The organism is Rhizobium sp. NLR8a (assembly GCF_019685235.1).
Classification (GTDB): Bacteria; Pseudomonadota; Alphaproteobacteria; order Rhizobiales; family Rhizobiaceae; genus Rhizobium.
The window spans coordinates 358121-370373 of the sequence record NZ_JABDWI010000001.1 but is presented as its reverse complement, the minus strand read 5'-3'; the positions used below and the strand labels follow the sequence as shown (position 1 = coordinate 370373).

Annotated in this window: 10 protein-coding genes and 1 pseudogene; 7 read left to right on the top strand and 4 right to left on the bottom strand. The window is 56.4% G+C overall.

The window, feature by feature from the left end; all coding sequences use genetic code 11:
* The first annotated feature begins 4 nt into the window (after positions 1 to 4).
* Together purU and HJC04_RS01675 are read left to right on the top strand one after the other, a co-directional pair.
* Positions 5 to 889 (top strand): formyltetrahydrofolate deformylase, encoded by an 885-nt coding sequence (gene purU / locus HJC04_RS01680; protein WP_207246297.1) that lies wholly within the window; start codon positions 5 to 7, stop codon positions 887 to 889.
* A 3-nt stretch (positions 890 to 892) separates the two neighbouring features.
* A pseudogene (locus HJC04_RS01675) lies at positions 893 to 1703 on the top strand (tetrahydrofolate dehydrogenase/cyclohydrolase catalytic domain-containing protein).
* Between the two features lie 162 nt (positions 1704 to 1865).
* Here the strand turns inward: HJC04_RS01675 and HJC04_RS01670 are convergent.
* From HJC04_RS01670 to HJC04_RS01660, 3 genes are all read right to left on the bottom strand, one after another.
* Positions 1866 to 2729 (bottom strand): ATP-binding cassette domain-containing protein, encoded by an 864-nt coding sequence (locus HJC04_RS01670; protein WP_018485034.1) that lies wholly within the window; start codon positions 2727 to 2729, stop codon positions 1866 to 1868.
* A gap of 6 nt (positions 2730 to 2735) precedes the next feature.
* Positions 2736 to 3836, bottom strand: a complete 1101-nt coding sequence (locus tag HJC04_RS01665; RefSeq protein ID WP_221111141.1) for an ABC transporter permease — start codon at positions 3834 to 3836, stop codon at positions 2736 to 2738.
* A 71-nt stretch (positions 3837 to 3907) separates the two neighbouring features.
* Positions 3908 to 4921 (bottom strand): substrate-binding domain-containing protein, encoded by a 1014-nt coding sequence (locus HJC04_RS01660; protein ID WP_163925925.1) that lies wholly within the window; start codon positions 4919 to 4921, stop codon positions 3908 to 3910.
* 1012 nt (positions 4922 to 5933) lie between these two features.
* Here HJC04_RS01660 and HJC04_RS01655 point away from each other — a divergent pair.
* The 5 genes from HJC04_RS01655 (at position 5934) to HJC04_RS01635 (ending at position 11526) form a co-directional block, all read left to right on the top strand.
* On the top strand, positions 5934 to 7199 hold the full coding sequence (locus tag HJC04_RS01655) for a DegT/DnrJ/EryC1/StrS family aminotransferase (RefSeq protein WP_080642932.1): 1266 nt from the start codon (positions 5934 to 5936) through the stop codon (positions 7197 to 7199).
* Between the two features lie 79 nt (positions 7200 to 7278).
* A complete protein-coding gene (locus HJC04_RS01650; RefSeq protein ID WP_018485030.1) occupies positions 7279 to 8442 on the top strand; it encodes an MFS transporter in 1164 nt (387 codons plus the stop codon).
* Positions 8443 to 8452: 10 nt separating this feature from the next.
* A complete protein-coding gene (locus HJC04_RS01645) occupies positions 8453 to 9226 on the top strand; it encodes a gluconate 2-dehydrogenase subunit 3 family protein (protein ID WP_246590482.1) in 774 nt (257 codons plus the stop codon).
* 44 nt (positions 9227 to 9270) lie between these two features.
* Positions 9271 to 11055 (top strand): GMC family oxidoreductase, encoded by a 1785-nt coding sequence (locus tag HJC04_RS01640; RefSeq protein WP_221111142.1) that lies wholly within the window; start codon positions 9271 to 9273, stop codon positions 11053 to 11055.
* A 3-nt stretch (positions 11056 to 11058) separates the two neighbouring features.
* Entirely contained in the window at positions 11059 to 11526 is a 468-nt protein-coding gene (locus tag HJC04_RS01635; RefSeq protein ID WP_207246292.1) for a cytochrome c, read from the top strand.
* Between the two features lie 216 nt (positions 11527 to 11742).
* Here the strand turns inward: HJC04_RS01635 and HJC04_RS01630 are convergent, their stop codons facing one another.
* Positions 11743 to 11943, bottom strand: a complete 201-nt coding sequence (locus HJC04_RS01630; protein ID WP_207246291.1) for a hypothetical protein — start codon at positions 11941 to 11943, stop codon at positions 11743 to 11745.
* Positions 11944 to 12253: the final 310 nt, after the last annotated feature.

The window sequence follows — 12253 nt, the reverse complement described above, 5'->3', positions numbered from 1 at the left end:
AAGCATGACCAATTATGTTTTGACGGTATCCTGCAAGTCGACGCGCGGCATCGTCGCGGCGATTTCGAGCTATCTGGCCGACAAGGGCTGCAACATCATCGACAGTTCGCAGTTCGACGATCTCGATACCGGCAAGTTCTTCATGCGCGTCAGCTTCATCTCGGAAGAGGGCCTTTCGGGCGCGGATATCGACGCGGGTTTCGCAGCCGTCGCTGCGCCCTTCGAAATGAACTACAATTTTCACGACAGCGAAAAGCGCATGAAGGTGTTGCTGATGGTGTCGCGCTTCGGCCATTGTCTGAACGACCTGCTCTATCGCTGGAAGATCGGGGCCTTGCCGATCGATATCGTCGGCGTCGTCTCCAACCATTTCGATTACCAGAAGGTCGTGGTCAACCACGACATTCCCTTCCACCATATCAAGGTGACGAAGGAGAACAAGCTGCAGGCCGAAGGCCAGATCATGGATATCGTCGAACAGACCGGCACGGAGCTGATTGTGCTCGCCCGTTACATGCAGGTGCTTTCGGATGCGATGTGCCAGAAAATGTCCGGCCGGATCATTAACATCCATCATTCCTTCCTGCCGAGCTTCAAGGGCGCCAATCCTTACAAGCAGGCCTATCAACGCGGCGTAAAGCTGATCGGGGCGACGGCGCATTACGTCACCGCCGATCTCGACGAAGGCCCGATCATCGAGCAGGACACGGCGCGCATCACCCATGCGCAGTCGCCCGACGACTATGTCTCGATCGGCCGCGACGTCGAAAGCCAGGTGCTGGCGCGCGCCATCCACGCCCATATCCATCACCGTACTTTCATCAACGGCAATCGCACCGTGGTCTTCCCGGCAAGCCCCGGCAGCTTCGCTTCGGAAAGGATGGGGTGAGGCATGGCGTATGTTTTGCTGGGAAAACGAAACTTCGATCGGGTCCTCGATGCAGTGAAGGCAAGGGCAGCTGAGCTTCAGAACACCTCTGGGCTCGAAGCCGGTCTCGCAGTGGTCATTTGTTGGGGACGATCCAGCTAGCCGTACCTATGTGAACGCCAAAAGCGAGATGGCCAGCTGGTGTGGCTTCCGTTCGATGCAGTATAATCTTCCTGCAGAAACCTCACAGGAAGAGCTGCTAGATCGGATAGCGCTGCTGAATGCGGACAAAGTTATCCACGGAATCCTCGTTCAGTTGCCATTGCCGAAACACTTAGAGCAAGAAGAGATCATCCGGTCTATTCTGCCGGAGAAGGACGTCGATGGCCTGCACGTCGTAAACGCCGGGAAAGTGGCGAGTGGGAATCTCGTTACTGGACTGGTCTCCTGCACACCGGCCGGTGCTATGATGCACATTCGGCACGCCGACGGAGACAACCTTTCCGGCTGAATGCTCTTGTCATCGGTCGGCCGTCCCGAATTGGTTCGCGGTGATTGGCTGAAGCCAGGCGCGACAATCATCGATGTCGGTATAAACCGCGTGCTGGCTCCAGAATAAGGCGAGGGCAAGACACGGCTTGTCGGAGATGTTGCTTTCAAGGAGGCTGAAAAAGTCGCGGCGGGGATCACGCCCGTTCCAGGAGGTGTCGGGCCTATGACGATCGCCATGCTGATGGCTAACACTCTAAAATGTGCCGAAGATTCACTTGCGCGTTTTAGCGAGGCATCGAACATGCCGCAGCTTTCGGAGCGCCAGCCTGCAGCACTCAGATAGCGATCGCTGAGACTCGGCGTCGCTGACCGAATCTTGTCGCCAATTGGGCGGAGAGACCATTCCCCAGTCGACACTCCTCTCCCCGCCGAGAAACTCACAATCAACTAACGCGACCTCATGGCCTAAACAGGTTGACGGCGCACTTTTTCTAAAACGTAGCACTTAGCCCACATGGGCAACAAGGTCAGTGAGGTCATCGAGATTGACTTCGTCGCGCCTGAAGGTGCCAACAACCTTTCCCTGCGAGAGGACAACAAGATCGTCAGCGACCGCTAGGGCGTGCCGGAAGTTATGGGTGATGAAAATGACGGCCTGACCTTGGTCGCGGGCAGTGACGATATGATCGAGAACCTTGCCCGCCTGCCGCACCGCTAAGGCCGATGTCGGCTCGTCGAGAATGAGGAGAGAGGATCCAAAATACATGGCCCTGGCGATAGCGAGCGACTGGCGCTCGCCACCGGATATGTTTGCTCCTCTTTCGTCCAACCCGCGCTCCCAGCGCACGCCTAACCGATGAAGAGCCGACTGCGCCATCTCATTTGCGCGTTTTAGATCGAGCCATTTGAACGGGCCTAAACCTCGTTGCGGTTCTCGTCCGAGAACGATGTTACGGGTGACGGAGAGAAGTTCGCAAACCGCCAAATCCTGAAACACCGTGGCGACGCCACGTTCACGCGCGTCCTTCGGATTGCGGAAAACAATGGCTTCCCCATTGAAGCGCAGCTCGCCGCGATCCGCTGGAAATACTCCGGAAAGGATTTTGATCAACGTGGACTTGCCCGCTCCATTGTCGCCTAAAAGGGCAAGAATACGACCCGAGTAGGCTTTGAGAGACACATCCACCAACGCCGTGGTCGCGCCAAAGCCCTTCGATAGTCCGATGGCTTCAATGACCGGCACGTCTGCCGGTTTAATTGGCTCAATCTGGCGCGTGAGCCCCCTCATATCATCGCTGCCGCTGCCTGCGGGTAAGGCACGAGTAGCGACCGCTGCCTGGCTGTCATTAGAGATCACGTCCTTGCTCATTTCATTTCATCCGTTCGTGTTCTTGCTGATCGCGGTCTGGGCGTTGATTGCTGCGTCTGCTGTCGAACTGTCCCGACGATAGCCCGACAAAGGTCGCGACTTTGACATCCGCTTGCTGATCGATGTATTGAGGATGACGGCACCAACCACGATCATTCCGGTGAGGGTCTTGAAGAGATGACCCGGGGCTCCCGCGAGAACCAGCCCGACCTGGATCATTCCGAAGGTAACGGCGCCCAGGATCGTTCCAATAATGCTACCATAGCCACCGGAGAGGAGTGTCCCCCCGATCACTGTCACTGCGACCGCTTGAAGTTCGAAACCTTCGCCCCGCAGCGCATCTACGGATCCAAAGCGTGCAACCTGAATTATTCCTGCGATGGCAGCCAGCGCGGAGCAGATCATGAAGACGATGATGGTGACCCTATCGACCGGTACGCCGAGATTCCTGGCCGCGTTCTCGTTCTGGCCCCGTGCTTGGATCCAGTTACCGAGTTTCGTACGGGAGAGCAGAAGCGTCCCTGAAATCCCTATCAAGAGAAACCATAACATCGACATACGAAAATCGCTGATCAACGGTCCGGCCATCGTCGCCCGGAAGCTTGCAGGGATCTCCACCGTCATCGGAAATCCGCCGGTAAGCGCAATCAAAACACCGCGCCAAATGAGCATTGTGCCAAGCGTCACCACGAAAGAGTGGATGCGGAAACGCACAACCATGTATCCGTTGACCGCCCCCAGCGCTGCGCCGGCGGCGATCGCGACGGCCGATGCCGAAACTGGATCAAATCCATAATCGCGCATCAATACAACACAAACGTAAGATGTGAGGCCGAGTACAGCGCCGACCGAAAGATCGAAATGACCGCAGATCATCAACAGCGTGGCGCCGATAGACACGATCCCGAGTTCAGCAGCGATCGCCATGATGCTGATATAAGTAATCTTGGTCGGAAACAGCTGCGGCGCGAGTAGGGAAAACAGGATGAAAAGGATGACAACGGCAGCGACCGATGTTGCTTCAGGCCGAAGCATGAAGCGACGGAACGCTTCAGCGCAAGCGATGCTGCGTGTAGGGGCGTGGGCGAGGTGGATTTCGTCGGACATTTTGGCCTCCCGCCAAATTGATTAGAAGATTGCGACCCGGCGAAATGACCGGGTCGCTCCCAGACTATCGCTCAACGATAACCCTTGCCCACCAGCGCCTGAACCTTCTCAACGTTGGTCTTGTCCACGATCGTCGGGCCGGTCAGGAAGTAGTTTCCTTCGAGCAAGCCATATTTCAGGTAGTGAGTGAGCAGCAGAACAGGCATGTAGCCGCGCCAGAACTGCTGCTGGTCGATCGTGAAAGCCTGCCGCCCATCACTGATCGCCGTGAGCGATTGTGCATTGATGTCGTAGCCGGTCAGGATCAGGTCGTTCCGTCCGCTGTCCGCTTTCGCCGTCAGGAAGCCGTCCACCACGTCACATGTGCTCGTCGCGGCGACTGTGTCAGGGTTGCGACGCAGATAGTTGGATAGGGTTTCGGCCTGCTGGCCCGGATCCATTGACATTTCCAGGAAGTCCGCCGTGATCCCACCGGCTTTGAGGGCATCTATTTCGGAGGTTGCACGCAGCTGGCAAGTTGCGTCACCGGGTTGCTGATTGGCAACAACCACGCGTCCTTTTACGCCCATGTCGCGCAGACGTCGGGCCGACAGCTGTCCGGCGGCGCCTTCGTCAGAACCGGCGCGGAAGAGAAAAATATCGTCCGGCTTTCGGATATGCGACCCCGGCGGAGGCGCCGCGGCGCTGCCGAACGCGATCCCGGCTTCTTTGGCTCGTGCAGCCACATCGGCATAGGCGGCGTCGTCGGCGAAAGCGCAAACCGCGATACCGTCCGCCTGCGCTGCCATGGCTTCCTCGATCTTTTGGATCTGGTTGGGAATTGTCAGCTGGTCGGGATAGATATAGTTGACCTTGACTCCAAGGTTTTTTCCGGCCTCTTCAGCGCCGCGCGCAAGATAGCCGTGGAAGCCGGTTGGCGCCGCACACCCGACGAAGTAGATGGAAATATTTTCTTCGGCAGATGCAGGTGCTGCATTTGAAATGCAGATGAGCATAAGCGCCCATGCCAATGTGCTGGTGGCTGTAAGGGCTTTACTAGCCGACATCATTGCGCAGTTGTTTAGTAGCGGTTTTAACGCTTGCATTGTTGTTCCCTTTGTTCTTCCGCGCAAGTGTAATTCAGTCGCGGGTTTGGGAACATTAGACAGTATTGGGTCGATAAGTAGAACCGTTTCTGAACGATTTCTTAGGTCCACATCCGGCCCGTGGCGGCGAGCGTTATCGGAGCTAACGAAAGCCTTTGACGATGAGTGGAGCATGCTGGCAGCACGCAGCTTTGCGAGGGAGATCGAGCTGGGCATGAGCCGGCAGCCCGTAATTCGTACATTATTGGCGGCGGATCGGTGCGGAAACGCCACATCAGGCAGATTAAAAAGCGTACGGAGATAGCATTTCGCGAGCACGGTGAACGCGTGCGGCAGAGTAATAAACAGCTCGCGCGAAGACCGCCGTCATACAAATGAGGCCGAACGGCGCGCGAAAGCCCTCTCCCAGAGATGGAAACCGCAGAACTCAAGATGGGTTTCGACTTACCTGTGTCGGGGCAACTGAAGACAACGATCTGGACATGAGCACGTCCAATGTCGGACATCCAACACCGCCAAGCGCGAAACTCCCCTTCATTTCCGATGCGGGTCTGGTTGGCACGAGCAGTGCTAAGAGTAGGCCGAGGATGCACCAACCAGACAGAGGATAGATAGAGATGCCCTCAAGCCCGAACTTTCGGGTTCTCTCTGCGGACCCAAGCGAAACCCGGACGCTGCATCCGTGGCCGATTCTGACGGGAGCGATCTACCGGAAAGTCATCGTGTGTATTTCGCCTGGTGAACTATCCGGCTCGGGTCGGGAAGTCATTAATGAGTTTGAAAAGAAGTGGAGAATTGGATCAGCAGTGGGCATGTCGTCTCGACAAATAGCGGTACTGCCGCGCCGATGATAGCTCTACACGATCATTGTCCAATGTCGGACATACGACGCAGCTCAGTTCGAATTTCCTCTTTATTTTCAATGGAAATCTGGTTGGCACGAGATGTGCTCAGTATGGAAGCGGGCAACATTGACGCCCGGGATGCACCAACCCACACGGGGGTAAATTAAATGCCATCAAAGCCAAATTTTCAGGTTCCCTCTGCGGAGCCAAACGGAACCCGGACGCTGCATCGGTGGCCGATTTTAACGGGAGCGAACTACCGGAAAGTCATCGCGTGTATTTCGTCTGGTGAACTTTCCGGCTCGGGTCTGGAAGTCATTAATGAGTTTGAAAAGACGGTGGAGAATTGGATCGGCGGCGGTCATGTCGTCTCGACAAATAGCGGCACTACCGCGCTGATGGTGGCCCTCCTGACGCTCGGCGTTGGGCCGGAAGACGTTGTTCTTGTGCCTTCCTACACCTGGAGCGCCACTGCATTTGCAGCGACTCTTATCGGCGCCATTCCCCGCTTCGTCGACATTGATAGCGACACCTACAATCTCTCTACCGAGGCAGTGGCTAAAGCGATTACGCCGGACGTCAAGGCAATCATCGTCGTTCATATGCATGGCCTGAGCTGCGAAATGGACGAGATTACCGCCATTGCGCGGGAGAAAGGAGTTCCCATCATTGAGGACTGCGCCCAGGCCCACGGCGCACTCTATAAGAAACAGTATGTCGGGACTCTCTCTGACATCGGCTGCTTCAGCATGCAGAAAAGCAAGCATTTCTCCGCCGGCGACGGTGGCTTCCTTGTGACGAGAAATGCCGCCCTTGCCCAAAAGGCACGCGATATCTGCAACTTCGGCCTTCCTACGCCAAAGCATAATTATCACTTTGAGGAGGGGCTGCGGGAAGGATATGCCGTCTTTCGTGAGTGCGAGCAGATCGGCGGCATGTTTAGGTTAAACCCGCTTTCGGCGGCTCTGGTGATCGATCAGCTAGAGCATCTCGATCAACGGATAGAATGGCTCCAGGAGGCTATGAAGCCACTCGTTGCAGAGGCGGCACAAGTTCCCTTTCTCAAAATCACCCAGCCCGGCTCCCACCAAACGCATGTTTGGCACAAGATCCGCGTCGGTATCGACTATGGGGCAGTCGATCACTACGGGAGATCAATGGCGGACATCAGACAAGGGCTGCGCAACACTCTTGCTAGGAGCGGCATTCCGAGCACGCTGTGGACAGCACCTATACTCCCGCTTCAGAAGGTGTTCAGGCCGTATGCGGGCACGATCGACTGGACCAAAACTGCGGGGCACCTTGCAATCGAAAACTCGTTCATCGTTTTCGACGAGAAGTACCCATTGATTGCCCAGGATCCCTCAACCATGACGGCTCTCGTTTCGAAGCTCAGGCAAGTCTGGAGCGATTACTTTGCCTCATTAGAATAGACAAGCAACCCACGGGCCTGATGGTTCTGGCAGCTCTACGCAGGTCCTGATCATCTCGACAACGGAAGCGGAGCCTCCAATGAGTAACGCTCGCATATTTGTTCCCCAAAAGCGAGTCATGGCGGTGGCTTTCCAGTTCTTTATAAACGGAGTGGTATATGGCACCTGGGCGACAAACATACTTCATATCCGACGGTCGTTTGGTCTGAGCGAGTTCGGGCTCAGCATCGTGTTCCTAACAATGGGAGCCGCAGCGGTGTTGATCATGTCGCTCACGGGTTATCTCGTGCAGATTTTCGGGAGCCGGCGGATATCGATCCTGTCCTGCCTATTCTTTCCAGCTGCGCTATGTTTTGTGTTTGTAGCTCCAAACCACATCGCCCTCCTGGTCGGCGTCGGCCTGTTCGGCGCCGCGAACGGCTCAATGGACGTTTCGATGAACGACCAGGGCACCAATCTTGGTAAGAGAGGAAGCGATCCCGTCATATCGCTACTGCATGGTTTCTCCAGCATTGGAGCGCTTGCGGGTTCACTTCTGTCCTACTGGTGGATTGGTCGAGGCTATCATCCGCTGGTCCAGGCCATTGCCTTGCTGGTTGGCACTCTAATGCTTTCTTGGCGACTCTTCCCACACCTTGATCTGGACGCTGATCGGAGCAGGATCAGTCTGGAGTTAGGGGCATTGGGCAACGGCAGGCTCATTTTGCTCGGATTCCTGTCATTCCTCACCATGATGAGCGATGGAGCAATCGCCGATTGGAGCACGATCTATCTAGAGGACTACTGGCCAACGTCGCCTCAGACTGCCGTCCTGGGTTACCTGGCCTTTGCGGTCTTTATGATCGTCGGCCGGATCTCAGGAGACCGCATCGGAAGCGTTATCGGTGATCGCGCCATGATTGCGATTAGCGGCGGCCTCATGTCGGCGGGCATGACAATAGCATTGTCAATCCCGTTTTTCGCAGCTGCGCTCGCCGGCTTTTCCTTACTGGGCATAGGCATGGCTAACCTAGTGCCTATCATCTTCAGAAATGCAAGTGAGGTGGTGCCAGACGGTCTCGGGACCGCATTTGTGTCGGTCTGCGGCTATTCCGGATTTCTCGTCGGTCCACCCATCATTGGTGGCGCGGCCGGCGCAGTGGGGCTCAACAAAGCCTTGCTGATCGTCAGTGCGGTCGGAGCGACGCTGGCGTATGCATCGGTCCTTTTTCAAGGACGCAAACGCCCGCCCGCTTCACGCTGATGGCCTTGGGATGAGCCGCAATAAGCTTTTGTTGCAAAAGGGAAGATTCAATATGAAAAGGAGAGACGTACTAACCCTCATCGGGGCGCTCGTTGCCGCCGGTCCGATCGGATGCAAGCCCGCCTGTGGCGAGGAAATGAGTGGATACCCCACCGGGACTGACTCAAATAAAAGATCCCCCCTGAAGTCGATCGAGCACGGGGGTTTTCGCAAGGCTCTCATGGATGATGAGGACGTGAGGACCCTAAAGGCGGTATTCGATCGTCTGATTCCCGAAGATCAGTTTGGACCATCAGCATCGAAAGTTGGATGCCTTGATTTCCTCGACGCACAACTTACCGGCGGGTACGGGGAAGCCTCGACGCTCTATCGAGAAGGACCTGAGCAACCGCACGAAGAGCAAATGCTTCAGAAGGCCCAATTTATCGCCACACCGCGCGAGCGATACCGTGCCGGCCTCCAAGCGCTGCGAGCTTATACCTTAGAAACGGACAGCGCGTCCTTCGCCGACCTGCCGCCGAGCCGCCAGGATGAAATTCTAGCAGGTATGGAGCAGGGCACGATCAAATTGGGAACGGCCCTCGATGCTAGAGCTTTTTTCGAACTTATGTTGACCAATGTCCGCGAGGGTTATTTCGCCGATCCGTACTATGGCGGGAACAAAGATATGGCGGGCTGGAAGATGATCGGCTTCCCCGGTGCTCGCTACGATTACAGAGCTTACACCGACCGGACAGGACAGAAGCTCAATCTGGTCCCCGTCAGTCTCGTTCCGAAGAACTGAGGAAGCGTTTCTCTGCTTCCTGCAATTATCGAGGTTCAACAAGTATGACCACCAGACGCACCAATCCCAAGGTTGACGCTGTCATCGTCGGGTTCGGCTGGGCAGGTTCGCTCATGGCCGCGGAACTTTCCCGCGCAAATATGAACGTCGTCGCGATTGACCGCGGTCCTTGGCGAGATACCTTTCCAGATACGCCGCTTACGGCTGATCCCGACGAGTTGCGCTGGAAAACGCGCAGGGAGCTGCTCGCACCGCCGCACGACACCACTCTCACCATGCGCAACACGTTGGACCAGACGGCCGTGCCACAGCGTGACTTCGGTATTTCGGAGCTCGGCGGAGGCGTCGGGGGCCAGGGGTTCCAATGGGCAGGAATGGCCTGGCGCTTCAATCCCTGGGACTTTCGGGTTCGTAGCGAAACGATCCAACGCTATGGCATGGCCCGCGCTGAAGACGGGGAATTGCAGTTGCAGGACTGGGGCATCACCTACGCTGAACTGGAACCCGACTATGATCGTTGGGAGCAAATTGCAGGCGTAGCCGGTCAGGCAGGCAACCTCAGGGGCAAGCTCACAAGCAGGGGCAATCCCTTCGAAGGGCCGCGGTCGCGGGAATACCCGACACCGAAGCTGAAAACGCTCCGCATGATGGAGATTTTCAACAAGGCGACATCGGAGATGGGTCTTCACCCTTTTACTATTCCCTGTGCGAATGTCTCGCAGGCTTATGTCAATCCGCTCGGTGTTACGATGGCGCCATGTACCTATTGCGGCTTTTGTTCGTCCTACGGGTGCGGCAACTATTCGAAGGCAAGTCCGCAGACGTGCGTCTTTCCAGCTCTGTTGAATAATAACCCCAACTTCAGGCTCATCACCAACGCATGTGTCACGCGCGTCAACAAAGCTGCTGACGGAAAATCTGTGACCGGCGTGACCTATATCGACCAGAACGGTAGCGAGGTTCTGCAGCCGGCCGATATCATTTGTCTAACGGCTTTCCAAATGGAAAACGTTCGACTGATGCTTCTGTCGGGCATAGGCAAGCCGTATGACCCGCTCACAAGCGAAGGCGTCGTCGGCCGCAATTTCAGCTTCCAGACCGTGTCGGGGGCAGATCTCTGGTTCGAGGAAGACCACATCAATCCATTCATCGGGGCCGGTGGCCTAGGCTCTCAAATCGACGACTACAACAGCGACAATTTCGACCACTCGTCACTCGATTTCATCGGTGGGGCGGGCATCCTGACTCTTTCGCGCGACGGCACACCGATTGCCAACGCCAACAAGCTGCCACCGGGCACGCCACGCTGGGGCTCGGGCTTCAAGAGAGCTTATTCGAACTACTACCAGAACTATGGAGTCCTGTTCAATCAAGGGACATCGATGCCGATCAAGCGTGGGTACCTTGATCTTGATCCCACCTACAAGGATCCCTTCGGCCTTCCGCTGTTACGTCTGACATACGACTATGCCCGAAATGACCGCGCCATGGCGACGTTCACCATGAATCGCGCGATACAAATCGGCAAGCGAATGGGCGCATCGCAGATCAGCGCCTTCAACTTCGCCGAGAAACCATTCACCACGGCGATCGGCGCGTCAAACCATACGATAGGTGGCGCCGTCATGGGGGCCGACCCGACCAGTTCGGCGGTAAATTCGCACCTTCAAAGCTGGGACTGCCACAACGTCTTCGTCGTCGGTGCATCGGCCTTTCCTAACAACGGTGGGTACAATCCGACGGGCACCGTGGGCGCGCTGGCGTTACGCGCGGCGCGCGCGATCTGCGGAAATTACGCTCGCAAACCGGGCGCATTGCAGAAGGGATGACCAATGGCGGAGTGGAAAAACATTGTTGGTGTGCTCGTCGTTGCGGCCTTCGGTGGCTCAGTCCACCAGGCGGACAATCTCTTCGTTTTAAGTCGATCGCTCGTCGTTGATTCCACCCGCGCTCCGATGCCCATTCCTTCCTGCGCAATGGCGCAGGCAGCACTTAGCTACGAGGTGAATTGTTCGACTTGCCACGGCGCTCGGGGCGAAGGCATCGAGTCAATGATCCCATCGCTTGCCGGGAACGATGTCCCTAAGGCTCAGCACCTGATTGAAATGATCATTGCCGGCACAACCGGCGGGCAGAGGGGAGTTCACATGCCGCCGTTTGGGTGGAAAATGAGCAATGAAGAGATCGCGCGACTGGCAAATTACGTTCTCAGCAATTGGGGCGGTGCCGCCATTTGCCTCACAGCTGAAGATGTCGCTAACGCGCGAGAGGCACTCGCGGGGATGATAACGGTGGAATAGCAGGCCGTTGGGACGAAAAGACTGACGATCCGCTACGAAATCCGCAGGTCGCCGTAGAAGCCACTCGTTAGGACGATAGCTAGGACCGATCGACCTTCAGGATTGAACGAAGCCGCTATCGCGGCATTTGGCTGGACCGCTCGCCTCGGCGGGCAGGTCGAGCGGTGTCAGGACTGCGCGGCGTTCCGCAAGCGCCTTTCAGAACAAAAATGCCGTTTACACGATCTCTTTCGCGCCGTCGCCGAAACGCTGCGCAGGCTTGCTGCCGAACGCAGTCACGAGCCGTAGATGTGTCGAGAACCTGACGAAGATGATTAATGTGTCGACTTCTACCACCATTGGCCAGCCACTGCTGGACTGCTCCCATTTCGGCCAGACACCCAACATAAGCAGGAAGGGAAAGGCGTTGTCGCTCACGCGTAGCGACCTTTCTGACACGATCGAGCGACGCGCGGGGCTTTCGTTTCAGTCAGCTCGTCCTTCATCGATCCTACCCAGCGGGCCTGCACTCCGTCGACAAGTTTGCCGCTCGAAAATGTCCCAGCCGATGTTTGCAGAAAATTCGTTGCCCCTCTTTTTGACTTCTCACCTCAAATGGGCAGCGTCCCTTCATTCAGCGTGTCCGACCGTATCTCGGCAAGACCGTACTTTTCTTCCGTTGGCCAACGTTTTCCGGTGACTCCATAGCCAATCGGAAAACTCCGAAGCTCTCTCTTCAGTATTCCAT

Coding starts and splice junctions, on each gene's coding strand:
- HJC04_RS01635 (WP_207246292.1), top strand. CDS start 11,059: ATGGCGGAGTGGAAAAACATTGTTGGTGTGCTCGTCGTTGCGGCCTTC.
- HJC04_RS01660 (WP_163925925.1), bottom strand. CDS start 4,921: ATGCAAGCGTTAAAACCGCTACTAAACAACTGCGCAATGATGTCGGCT.
- HJC04_RS01640 (WP_221111142.1), top strand. CDS start 9,271: ATGACCACCAGACGCACCAATCCCAAGGTTGACGCTGTCATCGTCGGG.
- purU (WP_207246297.1), top strand. CDS start 5: ATGACCAATTATGTTTTGACGGTATCCTGCAAGTCGACGCGCGGCATC.
- HJC04_RS01670 (WP_018485034.1), bottom strand. CDS start 2,729: ATGAGCAAGGACGTGATCTCTAATGACAGCCAGGCAGCGGTCGCTACT.
- HJC04_RS01645 (WP_246590482.1), top strand. CDS start 8,453: ATGAGCCGCAATAAGCTTTTGTTGCAAAAGGGAAGATTCAATATGAAA.
- HJC04_RS01655 (WP_080642932.1), top strand. CDS start 5,934: ATGCCATCAAAGCCAAATTTTCAGGTTCCCTCTGCGGAGCCAAACGGA.
- HJC04_RS01665 (WP_221111141.1), bottom strand. CDS start 3,836: ATGTCCGACGAAATCCACCTCGCCCACGCCCCTACACGCAGCATCGCT.
- HJC04_RS01650 (WP_018485030.1), top strand. CDS start 7,279: ATGAGTAACGCTCGCATATTTGTTCCCCAAAAGCGAGTCATGGCGGTG.